Origin of the sequence: Synechococcus sp. R55.7, assembly GCF_047461955.1 — a bacterium.
GTDB lineage: Bacteria > Cyanobacteriota > Cyanobacteriia > Thermostichales > Thermostichaceae > Thermostichus.
Window position 1 is genome coordinate 1 of the sequence record NZ_JANSIC010000365.1, and the last position, 1182, is coordinate 1182.

1 protein-coding gene is annotated in these 1182 nt (G+C 60.9%); it reads right to left on the bottom strand.

Annotated elements, in window-relative coordinates; translation table 11 throughout:
* The coding region (locus tag NW820_RS12510) for an RNA-guided endonuclease InsQ/TnpB family protein (RefSeq protein ID WP_414407659.1) at window positions 1-1140 on the bottom strand (1140 nt) is incomplete at its 3' end.
* Between the last annotated feature and the right edge of the window lie 42 nt (window positions 1141-1182).

Sequence of the window (1182 nt, forward strand, 5' to 3'; positions counted from 1 at the left end):
AAAGGCCTCCGGCCCGCTGCCGCGAAAGGCCTCCGGCCCGCTGCCGCGATCGGCGTTATTCTCATAGCCGCACGCCACGCACTCGAACCAGGCTTGGGTCTGGCGGTTGTCTGATGAAACATGGCCGCAACATGGACAGGTGCGGCTCGGGTTCTGCGGCGGCACGACAATGAGCCTGCCACCTTTCCAGGCCAGCTTGTACTCCAGCTGGCGACGGAACTCGTACCACCCCTGGTCGAGGATGGACTTATTCAGCCCCGACTTGGCGCGGACGTTCTTCCCAGGAGCATCTGCCGTCCCTGCCGCCAACTTGGACATATTCCGCACCCGCAAGTCCTCGATGCACACCATCGCGTGGCTTTTGCAAATCGCGGTCGAGACCTTGTGCAGGAAGTCGCGGCGGGCGTTGGCCATCTGAGAATGAATACGCTGGAGGCGGGCTTTTGCCTTCTTCCAGTTGTTGCTGAACTTGACTTTGCGGGAGAGCGCTTGCTGTGCCTTGCGCAAGCGCGCCTCGTGCCGCTTGAAGCTGTTGAGGGGCGCGTAGAACGTGCCGTCCGAGAGGGTAGCCAAGCGGGCAATGCCCATGTCCATGCCCACTGCGCCCCCCTGCGGAATAGGCCAATTAACCTCCCGCTCGGTCTGGATCGACACGAACCACTTGCCAGCGTGCTTGGATACGGTGACGTTCTTCACTGTGCCTAGCACTTCTCGGCTATTGCGGTAGCGCACCCAACCAAGCTTAGGCAGGCAGATGCGGCTGTTGGCCTGGTCCAGCTGGATTTGCTTGGGCTCGGGATAACGGAAGCTGTCGGACCGGCCTTTTTTCTTGAACTTCGGGAAGCCGGCGCGCTGGGCGAAGAAGTGGCTGTAGGCTCGCTCCAAATCCTGGAGCGCCTGTTGCAGCGGATGCACCGGCGCATCCCCCAGCCACGCCGTATCTGCGCTGTGGCGCCACGCGGTGAGCAGCTGGCACAGGCCCGCATAGCCTAGCTTTTTCTGACCTTGCTCGTGACGCTCCTTCTGCAACGCCAGTGCTTTGTTGTAGACGAACCGGCAGGAGCCAGCAAAGCGGCGCATCTGCCGTTCCTGCTGGCTGTTGGGCAGCAATTCGTACTTGAAGGCTTGAAGTCGTTGCACCGCTCAATCGTATTCTTGGCCTATGCGTGATGACAACGATAT